This window comes from Mycobacterium asiaticum, from assembly GCF_001673315.1.
GTDB classification, from domain to species: Bacteria; Actinomycetota; Actinomycetes; order Mycobacteriales; family Mycobacteriaceae; genus Mycobacterium; species Mycobacterium asiaticum_B.
On record NZ_LZLQ01000124.1, the window covers coordinates 124,055 to 140,861 of the forward strand.

The window sequence follows — 16,807 nt, forward strand, 5'->3', positions numbered from 1 at the left end:
ACAACCGGGTGCCGGGCTGATGCGACCGGATGAGAATCGACAAGCGTAAGAACCGAAGGGGGAGTCCGGTGTCAAGCCATCGCATTCTCGAAGTCCCCGTCACGGGTGGTCCGTACGCTCTGGCCGCAGGGCCCGACGGTGCGATGTGGGTGACGCTGGTGCACAGCGGCGGGATCGCCCGCGTCGCCGGCGACGGTGGCCTCGACGTGTATCCGGTTGCGCCGGAGAGCAAGCCGTCGATCATCGCCCCGGGGCCGGACGGCGCACTATGGTTTACCCGTACCGGTGATGACCGGATCGGGAGGATTACGGTAGATGGTGACCTCAGTGACGTTGAATTAGCCAGCGGCACTGCTCCTTTCGGGCTCGCCGCGGGGCCGGACGGCGCGCTGTGGTTCACCGCCATGAACTCGGGCGTGGTGGGCCGGATCGACGTTGACGGGGTGGTGACGGACGTCGCCGTTCCGGGAGGGATGCCCTCGATGCTCGCCGCTGGTCCCGACGGAGCATTGTGGTTCACGCTGAATCAAGCCAATGCGGTCGGTAGGTTGTCGCTGACAGGCGACCTCACGATTCGCGACCTGCCGACGCCGGGTGCCGGTCCGGTTGGCATCACGGCCACACACGACGACGCGGTGTGGTTCACCGAAGTCCTGGCAGGCAAACTCGGCCGCATCCCGGTCGACGACGCTATCCAGGAACTCGACTTGCCGGGCAAGCCACATGCGGTGATAGCCAATCCGACCGGCGGTGTCTGGGTGAGCCTATGGGGCTCCGACCAGATAGCCGGTGTCAGCGCCGACGGTGAGGTCACCTTGATCGACCTGCCCGCGGGCAGTGAGCCGCACGGCCTGGCGATCGGACCCGATGGGGCGTTGTGGGCAGCGCTGGAGGCCGGTTACGTCATGCGATTGCCGACGGTGTGACGGTTGGGCAGTACTCACGCGGCGCGTGCTCCGCGGCACTCTCGGCATGCTTGATTGTGCGATGCCCGACCATTAATTCAATCCGGTTGCTGAGCAGAATCATTTGGCTTGATTCGCAAATTTCCGCAGGTGGCATGGCCCTATTCCGATGGAAAGAAGGTTTGGATCAGTCGCTTTTGGTTATGCCGTTTGAGTGCGGTCTATCCCACCGGCAAATTGGGTGGCCGCTCGAACGATTGCGGAGTAAATAAGGAGCCCATCGTGAGGGTCACAATCACCACACTCAAGGCGACCATCGGTGCCATGGGAATAGCGACGGCGGGCGCTTTCGGCGTCGGGACCGCTACTGCCGCGCCGCCGAATGTCCAACCGTTCGGCAGCAGGCAACAGCTGATCAGCGGGCCGATGATTACCACCTACACGGTCAGCAACCTGCAGCCCAGCACGATCACAATTCCCGGATACACGCCGAAAGGCACGCTCTACCAGGCGGATATCACCGCCAGATCGGATGCCGGCACAGTCACCCCGATGGTCAAGAATTTCAGCGCCCGGGGGCCCAACGGACAGACCTACAAGCTGATCGACAAAGCCCAGGTACCGAATGGCCTCAACCCGGCGCCGATCCCGCAGGGCAGCGAATCGACCGGCAGCTTGTATTTCGACGCGACGGGGGCGCCGCCCAACGGTGTCGTCTACAACGACGGATTACAGGACATTCTTATCTGGACGTCGAACATCCCGGAAGCCGGGACGCCGAGTGAGTCGCCGTCAAACCCGGCTCCGGGTGGGCTTCCGGCCCCCGCGAGCTGATCCCATTCGGATAAGCACAAGCCCGAGCCTGGACGTCAGCCCTTCGCGTCACAGGCTTGCCCGCAGAAACTCGTCGACGCCGGCGGTTTACCGCGTGGTGGGTGACGATTCGGTGAGGCCGCGAAAGACGATCGCCAGTAATCGGTCTGTGCTGTCGTCAACGGTCTCCGCAGCCACCGCGATCGCGTCGTCGACGGGGGTGATGCTGTCGGAAGGTCGACCCACCGCCGGGGTTGATGGCGGCCCCGGAGCAGCGCGGGTGTCAGCGCCGCTAGCGCTGCCGGACAGTGCTTTTCGCGTCGATCGACACTAAGTCTTCTGGCTGTGGCCGCACGCCTGGGTCGCTCGCGCAGCCTTTGCGGCTCACAGGAAGTTGCGATAAAACACCTATGCGATTGCAACAAACGCGGTAAACTACGTCCCTTACTTTGCGGCCCGACGATCGACTAAAGGGCCGACCGCCGCTCCGCTATAAGAAGCGGGGTGTCAGATGTCGTTTGTCGTAATGCAGAACGAGCTGTTGGCGGCGGCCGCCACAAAACTGGCGAATATCGGTTCGGCGATCAGCGAGGCCGGCGCCGCTGCGGCGGCGCCGACAACGGCGATAGTGGCGGCCGGTGCGGATGAGATATCGGCCGCGGTGACGCGGTTATTCGGCGCACACGCGGTCGATTACCAGGCCGTCAGTGCCCAAGTGTCGGGATATCAGCAGCAGTTTGCGCAGGCTTTGAACGCGGCCGGCGGCGCGTATGCCTACGCCGAAGCGGTCAACGCCGCGGCTGCGGCCAACCCATGGCAGGCCTTCCAGCAGCAAGTGCTCGATGTGATCAACGCACCCACCCAGGCGCTGCTGCAGCGCCCGTTGATTGGAGACGGTGCCAACGCAGCGCCGGGCTCCGGGGCGGCCGGTGGGGCCGGCGGTCTGTTGTGGGGCAATGGCGGCAACGGCGGCTCCGGCGCAACCAACATGTCCGGAGGCAATGGCGGGGGCGCCGGATTGATCGGAAACGGCGGCACTGGCGGCGCGGCCGGGGTGGTTACCACCAGTCAACCCGACCGAGGCGGCGCGGGTGGCGCGGGAGGACTATTACTCGGCAACGGCGGTGCCGGAGGCGCTGGTGGCAACTATTTCAGCGCGGTTGCTGGCACGGCCGGTGCCGGCGGCCTCGGCGGGGATGCGGTCGGACTCTTCGGCCACGGGGGCGCCGGCGGTGTCGGCGGATTAGCACTGGGAACCGGTATTTCCGGCACCGGGGGCGCGGGCGGACACGGCGGCCACGGCGGCCTGATGTACGGCAACGGTGGCACAGGTGGTGACGCGGGATTCGGCCTGTCGGGCGCCGTTGGCGGGGACGGCGGCGCCGCAGGAATGCTGAGCGGCAATGGTGGTTCCGGCGGCAGCGGCAGCGGCACCCAGCACGGCGGGAGTGGCGGCAATGCGGGTTTGATCGGCAACGGTGGTACCGGCGGAACCGGAGGACTCAACAACACCGCAGGCACCGCTGGCACCGGGGGCGCGGGCGGGAACGGCGGCACGTTCTTCGGAGATGGCGGTCGCGGCGGTGACGGTGGCCAGCACATCAGTGGCGGTGCGGGTGGCGCCGGCGGGACCGGCGGCAATGCTGTGGGAATCTTCGGCAGCGGCGGACACGGCGGCACCGGCGGACAGGCCGCCAACACCGTCGGCGGAATCGGCGGTGCCGGTGGCAACGCCATGGGGTTGTTGGGCAACGGTGGCGGTGGCGGTACCGGGGGCAATGGTGCCTTCACGACGAGCGGCGGCAACGGCGGCAATGCCGCGCTCTTCGGCAGCGGTGGCAACGGTGGGAATGTAGGTGTCGGCCTCAATAGCCTCGCCGGCGCAAGTAAGGGCGGGACCGGCGGAAACGCCCAGTTGATCGGCAACGGCGGCGCCGGCGGCGACAGATACTATCCCAACAACACCGCCGGACAAGGCGGCGAAGGCGGCTTGTTATTCGGCCTGCCGGGGCCAACCGGTCTTTAGCGTTCTGGACCCACGCCGCCGATCGGATTGTCACTCACCGCATGTGGTTTGCCTGCCAGCTCCAGTTCCTGGATGGCATCGTCGACCGGGGATAGGTACGGCACCGCGGATATCCTGTTTATGCAGGTCAAACGTGGGTGCCCCCGGCAGGATTCGAACCTGACGGACAGTTGCGACGTGGTGACTGTGATTACCTGCGGTTTCCATGCTTTGATCTGCAGATTCGGCACTTCCACCTACCCGGCAGTATATGACACTGCCGGACACATCGGTACACTCATGTTGTGCAAATATTGCGCGGAGATTCGGCAGATGTCACGTAGGCGTCGTGGGTTCGGACGAATACGGAAGGAACGGTCGGGTCGCTACAGCGCGGCCTACATTGGCCCGGACGCGAACTTGCACCGCGCGCCCAGAACCTACGCAGCTGAGGCCGACGCTGAAGGATGGCTGGCAGCGGAACGACGAAAGATTGAGCTAGGCACCTGGGGCGCTGTCGAGCGCTCAGACGGAATCACGCTACGCGCCTACACCGACAGGTGGATCGAGCAACGATCACTGCGGCCTCGTACTCGCCATCACTATGAGTCGATGCTTGAGCGACTGATCCTGTCTGATCTCGGCGACATAAAGATAGTCACGCTGACGCCGGCCAAGATTCGACAGTGGCATGCCGCGCTCGGCGCCGACCACCCAACGCGTAACGCGCACGCGTACGCGCTATTGCACGCCATCTGCGCGACAGCCGTCCAAGACGAAGTGCTCGATGCGAACCCTTGCCGCATCCGTGCAGCCATGCAGACCAAACGCAAACGCGATGTCGATGTCCTCAGCCCGGCAGAGGTTGACCGGTTAGCATCCAAGATGCCAGCAGAGCTCCGTGCCAGCGTCATACTGGCCGCCTGGTGCGGACTGCGGTGGGGCGAGACCTCGGAACTCCGCCGCAAAGACCTCAGCAAAGACTGCGCCGCCCTACGCGTCCGCCGCGCAGTCACATACCGCAGAGGCGAGTTCATCGTAGGAGAACCGAAAACTGCAGCCGGCGTGCGAGATATCGCGGTCCCTCCGCACATACGACCAATCATCAAGGCACACCTCAAGAACCACGTGGCTAGCGCCCCAGATTCGCTTCTTTTCACGGTTGCCCGTGAAAAGGGCGTCGATTCAACTGACACCCCTGGCGAGCGACATATGCACGGCGACAATTACCGCCCACACTGGGAGAAGGCGCGGGCCGCCATTGGAAAACCCAACCTGCGCGTCCACGACCTACGTCACGTCGGTGCCGTTTTAGCTGCCCAAAGCGGTGCCACCACAGCAGAACTCATGCATAGGCTCGGTCACAGCACGCCGCAGATGGCCCTGCGGTATCAGCACGTCGCGGAGGGTCGTGATGCCGAGATTGCCGAACGCTTATCCAAGCTGGCAGGAGGAAATCAGAAATGACGATTACAAAAGTGTTCTGTAGTCGAAGTTCTCGCGCCCACCGAATTGCAAGTATCGCTGCTGATGCGGAGGGTTTGATTCTGACCTATCGCAGCTCGGTGTTGACGACCCCCAGCGACCCGGAAGGGGTCGAATCTCCGCAGGACGGTATGAAATACCTATCAGCTGGGTCCGAGCAGCAACGCCGTTCGCCCGTCGGGGAAGTGGTACAGATCGACCTATGGTGCGCCGCATGCAAGACAGGCCATCCAGTTGATGTCGGCGCCCTGTTCGGCGCGGCTCAGCGGCGCGAGAGCGCCGTCACCCTGACGAGCCGCGGCGCGTGGGAGGGCCTTTGGCAGCAGTGAACACACGTGTCACCAGGCGTGACATCAACGGCACGTGTGCTAACTTAAGTCTCAAGCAGCCTCGTCCTTTGGGCGTAACCTGATCTCCCTGGGCAAGAGACAAACCCCCGGAGGTTTGTCATGCCCAAGCGGCTCGAATCACTTTCTGCGGCGGCCGAATACGCCAACGTCCACCCAAGGACAATCCGCCGTTACATTGCCAGCGGCCGAATTAAGGCCTATCGCGTCGGGCCGCGGCTCATCAAGGTCGACCTTGATGAGCTAGAGGCCAGCTTCCAGCCCGTTGGTGGCGGTGCCGCATGACTCAACGAAAAAGGCCGGCCCCTCCACAGAACCGGCCCATTCGCAACCACATCAATGCCTCAGAGTCTAGCGTTCGCTGCCGTCGTTGTCGCCGGCCGTTACGCGCGGTGTTGTCAGTGTCGCGTCAGCGTGGCCCGGTGTGCTGGCGCAAATGCCGTGTAGCCGAGGCGGTGGCCGCATGAGTTCCGCGATTTGGTCGCAACAAGTGAACTGGCTGACCGTCCACGAGTTTATCCGGCCCGTGCTCAATCAGGTCAGTGATTGGCCGACACTGGGGACACCTGCCTGGTGCAGCTTGGCGCATGAGGATCCGCGCAAATGGTGCGCCCTGCTGGACGGATCGCAGCACCACGCCTTACGGCTCGAGCTCAACCAGCAGGCCCGCGCCGAGGCTTCGAAAGGCGTATCGGGTGCTGCCGACTGGTCGAAGCTGTCGCGAGAAATGCAGCAGCTCAGGGACTTCCGCGACGCTCGTCCCTGGGCGAAGCGGGTGGTCAGCCGATGAGTTACGACGCTGATCGCAGTGACGAGTTACGGGAGTTGTACGAGGAGGACAACCCGGACGGTGCTGAGCTGCTCGATGAGATCCGCGCGTTTCTGTCCCGATTCGTGGTTTATCCCAGCCAGCACGAATTGACCGCCCATGCTCTCTGGATCGCGCATACGTGGTTCATGGAGTGCTGGGACAGCACACCGCGAATCGCGTTCCTGTCACCAGAGCCGGGCAGCGGGAAGTCGCGCGCACTGGAAGTCACCGAGCCTCTCGTGCCGAATCCGATTCACGCTGTCAACACCACACCGGCTTATCTGTTTCGGAAGGTTGCTGAGACGGATGAGGATGGAAAGCCAACTCCCCCCACGATCCTGTACGACGAGATTGACACGGTGTTCGGTCCCAAGGCCAAGGACAACGAGGACATCCGCGGGATGCTCAACGCCGGGCACCGCAGAGGCGCGATAGCCGGGCGCTGCGTCATGCGCGGCAAGAACGTCGAAACCGAGGATCTGCCCGCTTACTGCGCCGTAGCGCTCGCAGGCCTCGACGACCTGCCCGACACCCTCATGTCCCGCTCGGTGGTGTGCCGTATGCGGCGCCGTGCACCTGGTGAGCCGGTCGAGCCGTGGCGTCAGCGCGTCAACGGTCCCGAAGCCGCCACGTTGTACCGGCGGCTGATCGCGTGGTCGAACGGCGTCGAGCCGCTTGGCGGCGGTTGGCCAACACTTCCGCTGGAAGTCACTGACCGTGACGCCGACGTGTGGGAAGCGTTGATCGCTGTTGCCGACCTGGCCGGGGGCGACTGGCCCGAAACGGCGCGTGTAGCCGCTGTAACCCTTGTAACCGCGTCGAGGGGGCGGAAGCCCAGTTTGGGTGTGCTGCTGCTGCAAGACATCCGCACGGCATTCAGCGCCGGCGGCCAGGACAAGATGACGACGCTCGATCTGTTGTGTGCTCTCAACCGGATGGATGAGTCGCCGTGGGGCAGCATCCGCCGCGGTGAACCGCTCGACGCGCGCGGCTTAGCTAGCCGGCTCAATAAGTATGGGATCGGTTCGAAGGCGCACCGGACCGAAGGCACAGTGATGAAGGGGTATTCGCGCACCCAGTTCGAGGATGCCTGGAGCCGCTACCTAAGCCCCGATTCATCGGTTACATCGGTTACAGCCGAAACCGCCCTGCTCAGAGAACCCGAAACCGCAACCGGTGTAACTGCTGTAACCGGTCCTCAGCAGCCAATCCCGCTCGACGTCATATCCCGCCGGCCTGACTGCGTATGCACGAACCAACCACGGGCCTGCACGTACTGCGAGATGTCCACTACAACAGGGAGCGCAACACAATGATCTCCGAACAACGCGACTACTACGAGTTCAAAGCCATGCAACACCTGATCCCATTGGCCCCCGACGGCTTCCCTGTTCCTCACGACCTTTCAGGCGCAGAGCTGGGCGCACTTGGTATCAAGATGCTGAAGGTCGATACGATTCTGGCTCGCCGCGGTTCGCTGAGCGCAGAGGAAATCAAGCTACGGACTCTCTGCGATGCCACCTGTCGGTGGCTTGCTGCGTTTGATGCCGGCAACCGTGACCCAGCCATTGCCGAGGCCAGGTTCAAGGCCTTGGCCGAAGCGGAATCGTGAGCCCCGGAGGAATTGGAACTCAAGCCGTTGCATATCCAAATCCCCACGGTGTAATTTAGAGACCAGCGACCGCCGAGGAATCCGCCGTTTCCGCCCGCCGCCGAAGACTCCGCCGTCACTAAACAGCCGAAACGCGAATCGGCGTCCCTTCCCTTCACTTTTTGTGCGTCCGAAACTACTGTGGCGCAACTCGATTCCTTGAAGGATCACCCAATGTGGACCAGAGTCCAGCAGGCGCGTCTTGACGAGATCGGCGTCGAAATCAAACGGCTCGTCAACAATCCCAATCTCAGCCAGAAGCAGGCCGACCATCTAGCGCGGCTAAACGACGAAGGTTTCTCCCTGCTCGGCAAGAAAGAGACTCACGAGAAAGCAACATGTATGAGTAGCTACGCATCACCCACCGAGTGGGGCCGCGGCGACACCAATCCCGGCGACGACGACAACGGCATTTCGTTCAAAGGATTCGCACCCGGGATGGAGAACCTGATCCGGCCCACCTCCATGTATGAGATCGACAAATCTCAGATTGCCGCGCTCAAGCAAGCCGCGCTGCAGGGCCACAGCTTCAAGGTGCAGATCGGCTCCATAGGCATCGAGCACGGGTTTATGGGCGGTGTTCACACCAAGGCCGCCGTCACCAGCGGCGGTCTGAGCCCCAACTTGCTGCCGCCGATTCAGCAACTCGGCCCTATGGGTTACTACGGCCTTCCATACGAGCTGACGCGTGTCGCCAATTTCCTGCCGAACGTGGCGATGGAGGGGCCTGGGATCGCCTACTTCCGCCACGATTCCAACGGTGCTGAGGCCGCCTACGTCGCTGAGGGTGCAACCAAACCCGACCTCACCCCCGTCATCACTGAGCAGTACGTGCGCCCAGCTAAGGTCGCCGGCCGAATCAACCTCACCCACGAGTTGGTGCAGGACGCCGGCGATGCCTTCGCGAACAATCTGACCGCCGACCTGGCTCGAAGCGTCTACAACAAGGAATCAAACTTGTTGTTGAACGGGACGACCGGCGCCAATGGGTTCGCCGGTGTGAACCAGGTCAGCGGCACGTTGACCCGGGCGCTCGACTCGGCAAACAGCGAGAGCCCGCTCGACACACTGTCTAAGGCGTTCGTGGATCTGCGGCAGGACTTCTTCGTCCCGGACCTCGTATTCATCCACCCGGCAACACTAGGCGCTTTACGCAGGCTCAAAGACGACAACAGCCGCTACCAGCTAGAGCTGCTGCAAGGTGCGGGTTCGATCAACCAAACGACTGAGCAGGAAACGCTTTGGGGTGTTCCCTGCGTGCAGACCACACAGCAGGCCGCCGGGACAGCAGCCGTCTTGTCGGTCAACAGCGGTGCGGCTGTCGTCTATGTCCGTGAAGCCCTCACGACGTTCTTTGACCCGTACAGCCAGGCCGCGTCAAACATCTACCAGTTCATCGCAGAAACCAGGTTGGCGCTCGCTACCCCGCGACCCGGCGCCATCAACCTGGTCAGCGGTCTGCCGACCTCATGATCTTGGAGAACAAAGCAATGGCTGACAAACAGATCAAGGTTCGCGTGAGCGACAGGTGGCGTGTGGTTCACGACGGCAAGCCGTACATCAAAGGCGACACGCTCACCGTGCCTGAGAACGTAGCCCAGGAATGGGAGCGATCAGGTTGGGTTGAGCGAGTCACAAGCAAGGCTTGACCCGCGCGATGAACTTCGGTGCGCCTGGCGTCAACCACCTACGTTGGGTTACCTTTCCCCATAGGCATCGGGTGGATGGCACGGCCACGACGGTGGTTTACTCCCCACCCGAGCCGCGACCAGCGCCAGGCGCACCGAGCAAGTACACGCGAACCGTTAAACCCCTTGTGCTGCAAGGCAATCCGCGAATGAAATGCGCTGTGCCGCAAGCGATCTCACTGGCAAACGTACGTCAAACCATCGCTGCGGGTCAGGAGGGGGAATGTGAATCGCGGCAAACTCACTCGCGGACGAGCCTTTGGCTGAGACCGTTTTTCGCCCACCGAATCCGAAAGTGACACTGTCACAACGGGTTTCGCGGGACGTCTTTACATGAAATGCATTGATACGCAACACGTTTGGAGTCCATGTTGACTGCGAAGCACGGGACACGGCGCCTATATATTGAAGGCTGCCACTGCCCCGATTGCACCAACGCGAATACTGCCTACCAGCAGCGATACCGCCAGAGGCGGGCCGGAACTAACGCCCCCAGCGCGACTGAGGTCATGTCCGTGGCCGTGGACACCCCTGGTGCTGTTGAAACGGCCGTCGGGGCCGAGATCGACGGACTGGGCGATGCCCGCCCCGGCATCGCCCAAACAGCACTGGCGTTGGCTCGGCTAATGGATGATCCGAAGTCGCGCAATCAGCAGCCGGCCGCCGCGAAGGTGCTAGTTGTATTGCTCGACAAGCTGCGTACCGCTGCGGTGCAAGGCCGTCGGGGGCGACTGGCCGCGGTTAGAACATTGACTGAGAAGGGAGGCGGCGCCTAATGACTGACGGCGATTTGAATCTCGCCACTTTGTGGGTTCCCGTCGCCCCGGAGACTTCGAAAATTGGGCCGGCGATGGAGGAAGCCGGCAGGCAGGCCAAGGGCAAGTTCAGTGAGGCCGCCAAAGGCATCGGCAACACCATCCACGAGGATCTCGCCAAGGCTGGAACCAAAGCCAAGGATACCTTCTCGGGTGTCGGTAAAAGCATTACTGACGTGTTCTCCCGCTCCGGATCGGATGCGGCAGTTGGCTTTACCAAGGAATTCGAGTCCGGCACAAAGAGAATCAAGGACATCGGGGCAGAGCTTGGTCGCGGTTTCGATCAAGCGTTGGATGTAAGTAGCAAAGTGTCCGCCGCCTTCCCGGCTTGGGAAAGGTTGTCCAACGCGGTCGGCTTTGTCGCCAACGCCTCAGACCTGGCCAAGGGCGCGATCGGCGGCATCGGGGACGCCATCAGGACCTCGCGGGCGGAAGGATTCGCCGTCACGCTGAGCAACATCGGCGATTCCATCAAAGACTCGGGCATAGATGCCTTCGCCAACACCTTGGGCGACCTCAACGGGACCCTGCAGACCGCAGAACCTCTCGCCAGCAGGTTCGGCATCGACATCGCCGGATGGAAGGTACCGGATGACGTCAACAGCAAGCTCGGCGACTTCTCAAGTACCTTCCACGACACTAAAGATGGAATCAAAGAGACCACAGACGCGTTAAAGGAACTCTCCAACGGCGCACCGGCGTTCGCCGCCGCCCTCGCCGTAATCGCAGATGCCGCCGCACCACTGGCGTTGCTCGCCACAGGTGGGTACGCGATTTATCGCGGCATTCAGGACATTCGGGCCACGCCCACCAGGACCACGAGCCCACTCCCGGCGAAGCCGTTTGATCAGGCCCCCGCCGCGCAGATGCCGATTCCGGGTGTCCCGCCAGCGGCCGCGCGCCCCCCTGATGCGCCTCCGGGTGTGACGTACACGGCCACCCCGGGATCGCTGGACCCGTTCGCCGCCATTGCGGGTGTAGCGCCGATGCCCGCTCCGGGCGCCCCCGCGCCATTAGCGCCGATAGATGTTGCGCCCGGATTCCCAGCTCCAACACCTCCTGCTGCTGCGGCTCCGCCACCCGCTCCCGCGCCGGCCCCCGCTCCCACGCCCGCTCCTCTTCCGCGCATCTCCACAGGAGGAGGAGGCGGCGGCGGTGGGGCTGGGAGCGTCACCGACCGCCCCAGCCTGTACGCGGCCGGGTCTCGGGTGGCGAACCTGTACGCATTCGCGCAGTCGCTCGTAGGGACCCCGTACAGCACGGCGCTTCGTAATGACTGCTCCGGCATGGTGTCCGAGCTCGCCAGTGTGGCGCTAGGACTTCCTCCACCTGCAGCCGGGCAACGGTTCAGTACCGACAACGAGGGCGACTGGTTGATGTCGCATGGCTTTTTGCCCGGCATGGGGCCGGAGGGGTCGCTGCGGATCGGCTGGCACAACGGTGGCCCTGGCGGAGGCCATACCGCGGCCACACTGCCCAACGGCGTCAACGCCGAACAAGGCGGCGCCAACAACAGCTTCACCATAGGAGCTGGCGCGGCCGGCGCAAATAGCCCACAGTTCGAACACCACGCTTACCTGCCGATGGGTAAAAGCGGCAGTTCTGGCCCGGTCGGCACGGAGCATGACCCGCTCTATGTGATGCCGGCTAGCGGCGCTGGCGGTGTCGGCGGCAGCCCCCTTGAAAGCCAGGGCCAGCAGCTCGGCGCCGGCCTGCTAGGCGGTATCGCCCAGTCGGTCGGCCTCGACGGCAGCGTATTCAAGGGCTTCGGCGGAACAAGCAAATCACCACTGGACTTCGGCATTGCCAGGCTCGGAAGCGGTTTGTTGAACTTCGGCATGGGCCTTGCCCGGGCTCCGCATTTGCCCTTGGCCGACATGGAGTCGGGTGGCTATACCAGGATGCCGGGTCCAAACCCCGGCCATCGTGGCACCGGGGTCGGGGCTACGCCGGGAAACCTGGGCGGGCTACCGCTCAGCGTGCCTGTCAGCCCCTCCGGCGGCGGCGGAGGCATGGAGATGGGCGGCGCGGACATGGCACCAGGCCCGGCTGGGGCCATCAACAGCGCCATCAGCGGCGGCATCAACCTGATGGGCGCCTTGTTCTCAGACCTCAACCCGGCCCCGGCGCTCGCCGCCTTCTCCCAGGGGGAAGCGATCGCGGCTAACGCGACTCCCGTTTCGCAAGGCGCAGCGGGTCTAGCGCCGGGGGTCACGAACGTCTTCAACGGTGACTTCCAGCCCTACAACGTTGGTGGGGTCCACAGCGTGCAGGAGCAAAAAGAGCAATACCTTAGCTCCGGCCGGTCCCGCGGAATGATCGCCCACAATGGCGGGGGCTTGCCGGGGTGAATGCTTCAGGTTCCCGCCTACTTCATGGCACCGGTGAACTGACCGCGGGAGCCGATTCGCCTAGCGTGACGGCGTCGGCAGTCGTTGAAGGTGATCACGTTTTCGGCGGGCCGGGGAATTGGCCCGGGTGGACTGGACATGCGCTCGGCGCAGCCTTCCACGATGGGAACCATTCGGCATAGCTCGTCTAGAGTCAGCTGTTCTGGGCTTATGGCTTCCATGGCAGCTCGAAGGCGTCTGATCAGCTTGTCGCGTTCTGCGCTCACGGCGTCCACACGGCCACTTCGGCGACAGCGTCGACCAGGGCCGCGACCAGCTCGAGAGCTTGATCCCTGCTGAGCCTGCTGACATCGCCATCAATGTGGACCGCTGGCAGCTCGACTTCGTTGCCGGTGTCGATGCTGCCGTCCCAGAACTGAATCGCCGATGTCCAGACGATGACGTCGCTGTCCGTGATCCCGCGATTGTCACCCATGATGACGCGGTGGACGGTGTCGTCGTCACCTTCCCAGATGTCGCCGAACACAGCAGCACGGGGGAGCGGGATATTGGTGCCGGGGTTTGTCGTCGTCATTGCGTGGTTGCTCCATCCTTGTGGGCCACGCCGAAGCTGCATCCCGCCCTTGTTGTGCGAATCTTGCGCGGGATCACATCTGCGCTGGTCAGCTGGTGCCCCCGGCAGGATTCGAACCTGCGGCCTTCTGCTCCGGAGGCAGACGCTCTATCCCCTGAGCTACGGGGGCGCACGATCTACACATGGCGCCATGGGGCTTGAACAGCCCCGCCAGACTAACGCATCCCGGCGATCGTCCGACCACCGGTAATGGATTCGGGGCGCAAGCACCTCAGCCAATAGGATGGACGCTCGTGACCCCCGCCGACCTCGCTGAGCTGCTCAGAATCACCGCCGCCGCGGTGCTGACCGAGCATGACCTCGACGTGTCCGCGTTGCCCCCGACGGTCACGGTCGAGCGCCCACGCAACCCCGAGCACGGCGACTATGCCTCCAACTTGGCCCTGCAGGTGGGCAAGAAGGTCGGCGCCAACCCGCGTGAGCTGGCCGGATGGCTGGCCGAGGCATTGCAGCAGGCCGACGGGATCGCCAACGCCGAGGTCGCCGGCCCGGGCTTCATCAACATGCGTCTGGAGGCCTCGGCCCAGGCCAAGATCGTGACCGACGTCATCGACGCCGGCGACAGCTTCGGTCATTCACAGCTGTTGGCCGGCCATCACGTCAACCTGGAATTCGTCTCGGCCAACCCGACGGGACCGATCCACATCGGCGGCACCCGCTGGGCCGCTGTCGGCGACGCACTTGGCCGACTCCTGACGACGCAGGGGGCCGTCGTGGTCCGGGAGTACTACTTCAACGACCACGGCGCGCAGATCGACCGGTTCGCCGATTCACTGGTCGCCGCGGCCAAGGGCGAACCTGCTCCGGAAGACGGGTACGCCGGCACTTACATCAGCGACATCGCCGCGCAGGTGCTGCAGAAGTCACCCGACGCGCTCAGCTTGCCGGCCGCCCAGATGCGCGAAACATTCCGCGAGATCGGCGTCGACTTGATGTTCGACCACATCAAGGAGTCGTTGCACGAGTTCGGCACCGATTTCGACGTGTACACGCACGAAGACTCGATGCACACCAGCGGCCGGGTCGACGAGGCCATCGCGAAACTGCGGGAGACCGGCAACATCTACGAGAAGGACGGCGCGACCTGGTTGCGCAGCAGCGCCTTTGGTGACGACAAAGACCGCGTGGTGATCAAGAGCGACGGCAAGCCGGCGTACGTCGCCGGTGACCTGGCGTACTACCTGGACAAGCGGGCACGCGGATTCGACCTGTGTATCTACATGCTCGGCGCGGACCACCACGGCTACATCGCGCGACTGAAAGCCGCGGCGGCCGCCTTCGGCGAGGACCCGGCCACCGTCGAAGTCCTGATCGGGCAGATGGTCAACCTGGTGCGCGACGGCCTGCCGGTGCGGATGAGCAAGCGGGCTGGCACCGTGATCACGCTCGACGACCTGGTCGAGGCCATCGGCGTGGACGCGGCGCGGTACAGCCTGATCCGCTCCTCGGTCGATACCCCTATCGACATCGACCTGGCACTGTGGTCCTCGGCGTCGAACGAAAACCCGGTCTACTACGTGCAATACGCGCACGCCCGGTTATCGGCGCTGGCCCGCAACGCCGCCGAACTTGGGCTGATACCGGACACCGGTCACCTCGAGCTACTCAGTCACGACAAAGAGGGCACGCTGCTGCGCACCATCGGAGAGTTTCCCCGGGTGCTCAAAACCGCTGCGGCCCTGCGCGAGCCGCACCGGGTGTGCCGTTACCTGGAAGACCTCGCCGGTGACTACCACCGGTTCTACGATTCGTGCCGGGTGTTGCCGCAGGGCGACGAGCAGCCCACCGACCTACACACCGCACGGCTGGCGCTGTGTCAGGCCACCCGCCAGGTCATCGCCAACGGATTGGCCATCCTCGGAGTCACCGCCCCGGAGAGAATGTGAACGTTCATCCCGCCGGCCCTCGGCACGCCGAGGACAGCCGACACGTAAGCGCCCCGACCCGCCCGCAGTCGCCCGAGGAACTCCTGTGCCTGGCGCCGAATGTCTGGCCGCGCAACACCGTTCGTGATGAAGGCGGGGTAGCTGCCATCGCCGGTGTCAAGGTCACCGATCTGGCTGCGGAGTACGGGACGCCGTTGTTCGTCATCGACGAGGACGACTTCCGCTCACGTTGCAAGGAAACTGCTGCCGCATTCGGTGGCGGGGACAACGTGCACTATGCAGCCAAGGCATTCCTGTGCAGTGAGATAGCCCAATGGATCGAGCAGGAAGGACTGTCTCTCGACGTCTGCACGGGCGGGGAACTGGCCGTCGCCCTACATGCGAACTTTCCGCCCGAACGAATCACGTTGCACGGCAACAACAAGTCGGTGGGCGAGCTCACGGCTGCGGTGAAAGCCGGTGTCGGCCACGTCGTTGTGGACTCGATGCTCGAGATCGAGCGGTTGGACGCCATCGCGGCAGAGGCGGGCATCGTTCAGGACGTCCTGGTGCGCCTTACCGTCGGCGTCGAGGCACATACCCACGAGTTCATCTCGACGGCCCACGAGGACCAGAAGTTCGGCTTGTCGGTGGCCAGCGGTGCCGCAATGGCCGCGGTGCGCCAGGTATTTCTCGCTGATCACTTGCGGCTGGTCGGTCTGCACAGTCACATCGGTTCGCAGATCTTCGACGTCGCAGGTTTCGAGATCGCCGCGCACCGGGTCATCGGTTTGCTGGACCAGGTCGTCGGCGAGTTCGGCTTCGACAAAGCCGCGCAGATATCCACCGTCGATCTCGGTGGGGGACTGGGTATCTCATATCTGGCAGGTGACGATCCGCCGCCGATCGCCGAGCTCGCGACCAAGCTGAACGCGATCGTGAGCAATGAGTCAGCCGCCGCCGGGCTGCCGACGCCGAGGCTGGTGGTCGAACCCGGGCGTGCTATCGCCGGGCCCGGCACCATCACCCTGTATGAGGTCGGCACAGTCAAGGACGTCGACGTGAGTGCGACCGCGAATCGGCGCTACGTCAGCGTCGACGGCGGCATGAGCGACAACATCCGCACTGCGCTCTACGACGCGCAATACGACGCCCGACTGGTTTCGCGCGTCAGCGATGCGCCGGCCACCCAGGCCCGTCTCGTCGGCAAGCATTGCGAGACCGGCGACATCATCGTCCGCGACACTTGGGTGCCCGACGACATCCGGCCCGGCGACCTGATCGCGGTGGCGGCCACCGGCGCCTACTGCTATTCGCTGTCGAGTCGTTACAACATGATTTGCCGTCCCGCCGTGGTAGCGGTGCGGGAGGGGAAGTCCCGTCTGGTCCTACGTCGTGAGACCGTCGACGATCTGCTGAGTTTGGAGGTGAGGTGAC

At 63.8% G+C, this 16,807-nt stretch carries 17 protein-coding genes and 1 tRNA gene; 15 read left to right on the forward strand and 3 right to left on the reverse strand.

The features are described 5' to 3' along the window. Positions 1–83: 83 nt before the first annotated feature. Together A5636_RS19600 and A5636_RS19605 are read left to right on the forward strand one after the other, a co-directional pair. Complete coding sequence (locus A5636_RS19600; protein WP_172827276.1) at positions 84–926, forward strand: virginiamycin B lyase family protein; 843 nt, start codon at positions 84–86, stop codon at positions 924–926. 261 nt (positions 927–1,187) lie between these two features. Next, positions 1,188–1,739 (forward strand): MPT63 family protein, encoded by a 552-nt coding sequence (locus tag A5636_RS19605; protein ID WP_065160418.1) that lies wholly within the window; start codon positions 1,188–1,190, stop codon positions 1,737–1,739. 87 nt (positions 1,740–1,826) lie between these two features. Here A5636_RS19605 and A5636_RS26265 read toward each other — a convergent pair whose 3' ends face one another. Continuing rightward, entirely contained in the window at positions 1,827–1,964 is a 138-nt protein-coding gene (locus tag A5636_RS26265; RefSeq protein WP_155763905.1) for a hypothetical protein, read from the reverse strand. A gap of 265 nt (positions 1,965–2,229) precedes the next feature. Between A5636_RS26265 and A5636_RS19610 the strand changes: the two genes are divergently transcribed. The 11 genes from A5636_RS19610 to A5636_RS26270 all read left to right on the forward strand — a co-directional run bounded on the left by A5636_RS19610 (position 2,230) and on the right by A5636_RS26270 (position 12,871). Next, on the forward strand, positions 2,230–3,744 hold the full coding sequence (locus tag A5636_RS19610; RefSeq protein WP_065160291.1) for a PE family protein: 1,515 nt from the start codon (positions 2,230–2,232) through the stop codon (positions 3,742–3,744). A gap of 312 nt (positions 3,745–4,056) precedes the next feature. Beyond that, on the forward strand, positions 4,057–5,190 hold the full coding sequence (locus A5636_RS19620; RefSeq protein WP_172827277.1) for a tyrosine-type recombinase/integrase: 1,134 nt from the start codon (positions 4,057–4,059) through the stop codon (positions 5,188–5,190). Continuing rightward, positions 5,187–5,537 carry a hypothetical protein gene (locus A5636_RS19625; protein WP_155763906.1) on the forward strand — a complete coding sequence of 117 codons (351 nt, stop codon included), beginning with the start codon at positions 5,187–5,189 and terminating at the stop codon, positions 5,535–5,537. Before A5636_RS19620 ends, A5636_RS19625 begins: the two co-directional genes overlap by 4 nt. Positions 5,538–5,657: 120 nt before the next feature. Continuing rightward, on the forward strand, positions 5,658–5,840 hold the full coding sequence (locus A5636_RS19630; RefSeq protein ID WP_065160295.1) for a helix-turn-helix domain-containing protein: 183 nt from the start codon (positions 5,658–5,660) through the stop codon (positions 5,838–5,840). Next, complete coding sequence (locus A5636_RS27760) at positions 5,837–6,022, forward strand: DUF6011 domain-containing protein (RefSeq protein WP_367592743.1); 186 nt, start codon at positions 5,837–5,839, stop codon at positions 6,020–6,022. Before A5636_RS19630 ends, A5636_RS27760 begins: the two co-directional genes overlap by 4 nt. A gap of 23 nt (positions 6,023–6,045) precedes the next feature. Further along, positions 6,046–6,345 (forward strand): DUF2742 domain-containing protein, encoded by a 300-nt coding sequence (locus A5636_RS19635; protein ID WP_065160419.1) that lies wholly within the window; start codon positions 6,046–6,048, stop codon positions 6,343–6,345. Then, entirely contained in the window at positions 6,342–7,682 is a 1,341-nt protein-coding gene (locus A5636_RS19640) for a DUF3631 domain-containing protein (RefSeq protein WP_081287889.1), read from the forward strand. Before A5636_RS19635 ends, A5636_RS19640 begins: the two co-directional genes overlap by 4 nt. Next, positions 7,679–7,978, forward strand: coding sequence for a hypothetical protein (locus A5636_RS19645; RefSeq protein ID WP_065160296.1), 300 nt, complete (start codon positions 7,679–7,681; stop codon positions 7,976–7,978). Before A5636_RS19640 ends, A5636_RS19645 begins: the two co-directional genes overlap by 4 nt. A 180-nt stretch (positions 7,979–8,158) precedes the next feature. Further along, positions 8,159–9,490: a phage major capsid protein gene (locus tag A5636_RS19650; protein ID WP_155763907.1), complete on the forward strand. Its 1,332-nt coding sequence runs from the start codon at positions 8,159–8,161 to the stop codon at positions 9,488–9,490. A gap of 730 nt (positions 9,491–10,220) precedes the next feature. Then, a complete protein-coding gene (locus tag A5636_RS19660; protein WP_253900648.1) occupies positions 10,221–10,481 on the forward strand; it encodes a hypothetical protein in 261 nt (86 codons plus the stop codon). Then, entirely contained in the window at positions 10,481–12,871 is a 2,391-nt protein-coding gene (locus tag A5636_RS26270; RefSeq protein ID WP_065160299.1) for a hypothetical protein, read from the forward strand. The genes A5636_RS19660 and A5636_RS26270 overlap by 1 nt, the downstream gene beginning before the upstream one ends. Positions 12,872–13,133: 262 nt before the next feature. Here A5636_RS26270 and A5636_RS19670 read toward each other — a convergent pair whose 3' ends face one another. Together A5636_RS19670 and A5636_RS19675 are read right to left on the reverse strand one after the other, a co-directional pair. Then, positions 13,134–13,445, reverse strand: coding sequence for a hypothetical protein (locus A5636_RS19670; protein ID WP_065160300.1), 312 nt, complete (start codon positions 13,443–13,445; stop codon positions 13,134–13,136). Positions 13,446–13,538: 93 nt separating this feature from the next. Further along, a tRNA-Arg gene (locus A5636_RS19675) sits at positions 13,539–13,614 on the reverse strand. A 124-nt stretch (positions 13,615–13,738) separates the two neighbouring features. Here A5636_RS19675 and argS point away from each other — a divergent pair. Further along, positions 13,739–15,391 (forward strand): arginine--tRNA ligase, encoded by a 1,653-nt coding sequence (gene argS, locus A5636_RS19680; protein WP_065160301.1) that lies wholly within the window; start codon positions 13,739–13,741, stop codon positions 15,389–15,391. Positions 15,392–15,474: 83 nt separating this feature from the next. After that, positions 15,475–16,806: a diaminopimelate decarboxylase gene (gene lysA / locus A5636_RS19685; RefSeq protein WP_253900653.1), complete on the forward strand. Its 1,332-nt coding sequence runs from the start codon at positions 15,475–15,477 to the stop codon at positions 16,804–16,806. Position 16,807: the final 1 nt, after the last annotated feature.